The sequence below is a fragment of the Pseudoroseomonas ludipueritiae genome, assembly GCF_014490445.1.
Taxonomy (GTDB): domain Bacteria; phylum Pseudomonadota; class Alphaproteobacteria; order Acetobacterales; family Acetobacteraceae; genus Pseudoroseomonas; species Pseudoroseomonas ludipueritiae.
In genome coordinates this window covers 1-3,867 of record NZ_JACTUZ010000250.1, presented here as the reverse complement: position 1 = coordinate 3,867, position 3,867 = coordinate 1, and the positions used below count along the sequence as shown (strand labels likewise).

At 71.2% G+C, this 3,867-nt stretch carries 5 protein-coding genes; 4 read left to right on the top strand and 1 reads right to left on the bottom strand.

What is annotated here, in order from left to right:
* From IBL25_RS24875 to IBL25_RS24865, 3 genes are all read left to right on the top strand, one after another.
* The coding region (locus tag IBL25_RS24875) for a class I SAM-dependent DNA methyltransferase (protein WP_187781145.1) at positions 1–696 on the top strand (696 nt) is incomplete at its 5' end.
* 210 nt (positions 697–906) lie between these two features.
* The gene (locus IBL25_RS24870) at positions 907–1,320 is read left to right on the top strand and encodes a flagellar biosynthesis repressor FlbT (RefSeq protein ID WP_187781144.1); all 414 of its coding nucleotides are present in this window, start codon (positions 907–909) and stop codon (positions 1,318–1,320) included.
* A gap of 108 nt (positions 1,321–1,428) precedes the next feature.
* On the top strand, positions 1,429–1,668 hold the full coding sequence (locus IBL25_RS24865; protein ID WP_187781143.1) for a hypothetical protein: 240 nt from the start codon (positions 1,429–1,431) through the stop codon (positions 1,666–1,668).
* Between the two features lie 79 nt (positions 1,669–1,747).
* On the opposite strand, the gene ggt is transcribed toward IBL25_RS24865, so the two are convergent.
* Complete coding sequence (ggt, locus tag IBL25_RS24860; RefSeq protein WP_187781142.1) at positions 1,748–3,436, bottom strand: gamma-glutamyltransferase; 1,689 nt, start codon at positions 3,434–3,436, stop codon at positions 1,748–1,750.
* A gap of 242 nt (positions 3,437–3,678) precedes the next feature.
* On the opposite strand from ggt, the gene IBL25_RS24855 reads away from it, so the two are divergent.
* The coding region (locus IBL25_RS24855; RefSeq protein WP_456315887.1) for a hypothetical protein at positions 3,679–3,867 on the top strand (189 nt) is incomplete at its 3' end.

Genomic DNA, 3,867 nt, shown 5'->3' with positions numbered 1-3,867 from the left:
GCCGCCGCCGACCCGGGCGTGGCGGAACAGGCGCGTTTCCTCCAGGCCGCGCTGGGTGCCGCGCCGCCGCCGGAGCGCGCCCCCGCCGGCTATGTGCGCGACCTGTTCGACCAATACGCGCCGCGCTTCGACGCCGACCTGACCGGCCGCCTCGGCTACCGCACCCCCGCCATGCTGGCCGGGATGCTGCGGGAGGCGGGCGTGGCGGCGGATGGCAGCCGCGCCGTGCTGGACCTGGGCTGCGGCACCGGTCTTTCGGGGGAGGCGCTGCGGCCCTTCGCGCGGGTGCTGGAAGGCGTGGACCTTTCGCCCCGCATGCTGGCGGCGGCGCGGGCGCGCGGCATCTACCACGCGCTGCATGAGGCGGACCTGCTGGACGTGTTGCCTGCCCGCCCCGGCCACTGGGGGCTGGTGGCGGCGGCGGATGTGCTGAACTACCTGGGCGACCTTTCCGCCGTGCTGCCCGCCATGGCGGCGGCGCTGGCCCCGGGCGGCCTGGCCGCCTTCAGCCTGGAGAAGGGGGAGGAATCCCCCTGCGCCCTGGGCCCCGACCTGCGCTACCGCCACCATCCCGGGCATCTACGCGCCCTGGCCGCCGCCGCCGGGCTGGAGATCCTGGCGGAGCGGGAAGCCGAGCTGCGCCGGGAGAAGGGCGTGCCGGTGGCCGGGCTGCTCTGGCTGCTGCGCCGGGGCTGAGGCGCCGGTCGCCCCTTTTCGTCATCATCCGTTAACACCGACCGGCCAGATTAAGGGCAGGCCGCATCGCGCGGCAGCGCCCGGGCCGCACCGCCCGCCGGGGGAAGCCCAGCCGGAGCCCGACTCGAACCGCAGACGGAGAGCATCATCGACCCCGCATGACAGGCGGCCGGCCGCCGCCGTGCCGCCGCCGGAAGGCCAAACCGCATCATGACCACCCTTGTCCTCGAACTGCGCCAAGGCGACCTGCTGATCGTCAACGGTGCCCCCATTCGCTTCCGCAACCGCGCTCGCATCGAGCTGGCGGGCCGGGCGCGCTTCCTCTTCGGCAAGCAGATCCTGTCGGCCGAGGCCGCCACCACCCCGGCGCGCCGCATCTATTTTGCCCTGCAAACCGCCTATGTCGGGCCGGAGCCGGAGCGCGCGGGCAGCATGGCGCTGGCGCGTGGCCTGGCGGAGGATTTCCTGGCCTCCGAAGCGCCCGAGGCCGCCAAGGATCTGATTCAAAAGGCGCTGGCCTTGGCCGAAGCCGATGACAGCTACCAGGCGCTGAAGCTGGTGCGGCGGGTGATGCAACAGGAGGATACGGCAGAATCGCTGCCTGTTCTGGCGGAGGCCTCCTGAACTCCTCCGGCAATCGAAACTTGAACGCCTATTCAGATGAGCCTATAAAACCGGTGGGACGAGTTGCGACAGATTCTCATCTAGCTCGCAACGCAGGAGAATGCTTGGATGGGCAACGACTTCAGCCACATCACGCGCCGGTGCGAGCGGGCGGTGGTGACGGCCTACCGCGAGTTGCGTGAAACCGGGAATGACGACCTCTCGTCCTTCCGGGCCTGCACAGCGTTGTACCGTATCCACCATCCGGAGGCCTCGGTGAACGAGGCGCGCCGCCTGGTGTCCGAATGGATTGACCATCATCTGGTGCGTGGCGAGACCGGCCCCACCGATGGCTGCGAATGCCCCTGAGGGCTTCCGCCAGAGCCTCATGAAGAAAGGCCGCGCCCGATCGGGCGGCGGCCTTTTCCTTTTGAAGGGAAGGGGCGCCTCAGCGGCGCCCGACCTCCGGGTTGAAGCGGATGCCGGGACGCGCCAGCCCGCCCGCGATGCCCACCGGCGTGCCATCCGCGCGCCAGCAGGCGGCGCCTTCCAGCATGCCATCGGGCAGGAAGCGGATGGCGCCCATGCCGCCGCCGATATGCTTCGGCTGCGCCACCATATGGCCACGCGTCACCAGCCCGGCCTCGGCCTCAGCCGAGATCGCCGGCTCCAGTTCCAGCGTATGGCCCTGGGTCCAGATGCGCGGCGCTTCCACCGCTTCCTGCAATGACATGCCGTGGTCGATCAGGTTGATGATGGCCTGCATGGCGGAGCCGAAGATCCGAAGGCCCCCCGGCAGCCCCAGCGCGAAGGCCGGCTCGCCGCCCTTCAGCACGATGGATGGCGCCATGGAGGTGAAGACCCGCTTGCCCGGCTCCACGGAGAGCGCCTTGTTCGGGTGCGGGTCGAAGTTGAACATGTAGTTGTTGGCGATCAGCCCGGTGCCGGGGATGGAGAAGCGGGCGCCAAACAGGCTGTTGATGGTCTGGGTGGTGGCGACGATGTTGCCCAGCGAATCCGCCACGGTGACATGGGTGGTATTGGCCGACTCGGCCGGCGGGATGCCCGGCGCCCAGTCCTGCGCCTGGTCCAGCCGCAGCAGGGCGCGGCGTTCCTCGGCGTAATCCTTGGAAATCAGCTTCTCGACCGGGACATTGATGAAGGCCGGGTCGGCGGTGGCAACCGCGCGGTCGGCGAAGGCCAGCTTCAGCGCCTCGGCCAGCAGGTGGATGGTCTCGGCCGAGCCGGAGCCGAGGCGGGCGATGTCGAAGCCCTCCAGCACATTCAGCATCTGCGTCATATGCACGCCGGAGGAAGCCGGCGGCGGCGGCGCCAGCACCTCGAAGCCGCGGTAGCTGCCGCGGACCGGCTGACGCTCGATCACCTGGACCGCTTCCAGGTCCGCCATGGTGATCAGGCCGCCGGAGGCCGCCATATGCGCCGCCAGCGCCCGGCCGATCTCGCCGCCATAGAGCGCCTTGGGGCCTTGGGCCGCGATCAGCTTCAGGGATTCCGCCAGGGCCGGCTGGCGCAGGCGGCTGCCCACCGCCGGGATCTCGCCGCCCGGCAGGAAGGTGGCGGCCAGGCCAGGGTCGGTAGCCAGGTCCGTGGCGGCATCGCCGATGGCGCCGGCCAGATAGTCGGTGACGCGGAAGCCCTCGGCGGCGGCGCGGATGGCGGGGCGCAGCACTTCCTCCAGCGGCATGGTGCCGTGCTCGGCCAGGGCCTTGCACCAGCCGGCCAGGGCGCCGGGCACGGCCATGGCGAGCGGGCCGATCTTGTTCTCGCCGTCCACCGTCTCCTGGTAGTCGGGCAGGGTGTCGCTGACCGTGCGGTACATGTCGCCGCGCGCGGCACCGGGGGCGGTGGAAAGCCCGTCCAGCACCAGGTGCCGGCCATCGGCCAGCCGCAGATGCGCCACGCCGCCGCCCAGCGGTCCCACCATCATCGGCTCCACCACCGTGAGCGTGAAGAGCGCGGCGATGGCGGCATCGATGGCATTGCCGCCGGCCAGCAGCATCTCCGCCCCCGCCGCCGAGGCCACCGGATGATTGGTCACCACCATGCCCTTGCTGCCCCGGGCCGGCTGCTTCTCGCAGGTGAAGGGGCTACCGGCGCGGTCGGTCCAGGCGGTCATGGCGGTCTATCCTCGCTTCCATCGGGTGCGGCACGTTCCTGCGATGTGGCGGGCTTGTCCAGCCGCACAGGAAGCTGAAAGGCCATGGTGGCGAAAACCGGCGCCCGGCGGCTGGCATTCGGCGCGCAACTGCGGCACAGACAAGGCCTCATGATTCCCAGGGGGCGAATTCACGTGCGGCAGGGCAGCGGCATCATCCATCGGCATCCGGTTTCCGCGCCCGTGCCCCGGGTCCTGGCGCGATGAGCGCGGAGACCCTGCCCGCGCTGCTGGAAGGGCTGGCCGCCCGGCGCGCGGATGCCGCCGCCCTGGTCTCGCTGAGCCGTCCGCCGCTTGGCCGCGCCGCCTTTGCCGCCCAGGCCCGCCGCGTGGCGGAAGGGCTGGCGCGGCAGGGCATCGGGCCCGGCGACCGCGTGGCGCTGCTGCTGCCC

Coding starts and splice junctions, on each gene's coding strand:
- IBL25_RS24870 (WP_187781144.1), top strand. CDS start 907: ATGACCACCCTTGTCCTCGAACTGCGCCAAGGCGACCTGCTGATCGTC.
- IBL25_RS24865 (WP_187781143.1), top strand. CDS start 1,429: ATGGGCAACGACTTCAGCCACATCACGCGCCGGTGCGAGCGGGCGGTG.
- ggt (WP_187781142.1), bottom strand. CDS start 3,436: ATGACCGCCTGGACCGACCGCGCCGGTAGCCCCTTCACCTGCGAGAAG.